The organism is Arthrobacter sp. SIMBA_036 (genome assembly GCF_046535135.1).
Classification (GTDB): Bacteria; Actinomycetota; Actinomycetes; order Actinomycetales; family Micrococcaceae; genus Arthrobacter.
The window spans coordinates 1-234 of the sequence record NZ_JAWRXG010000478.1 but is presented as its reverse complement, the minus strand read 5'-3'; the positions used below and the strand labels follow the sequence as shown (position 1 = coordinate 234).

Below are 234 nucleotides of genomic sequence, written 5' to 3'. Positions count from 1 at the left end.
CGAATCTCATTCTGCAATCAGCATTCGTTCGCATGGGCGAGGGTTTTGTTTCGACCTACGGATATGCACAGCGCCTCAACAATGCATTGGTGCAGGTCATCGTCGTGGGTCTTTCCTCTGTGCTGCTGCCGCACCTTGCCGGGATGCTCGCGAGATCAGAGCGGCACGAGATAGTAATTCTTTTCGATCGAATCATTAAATCCGTACTCGCAATTTCTTTTATCGCTGTCGTGC

1 protein-coding gene is annotated in these 234 nt (G+C 50.9%); it reads left to right on the top strand.

What is annotated here, in order from left to right:
- Nucleotides 1-32: 32 nt before the first annotated feature.
- On the top strand, nt 33-234 hold a 202-nt coding region (locus SB659_RS20595; protein WP_410551786.1), incomplete at its 3' end, for a hypothetical protein.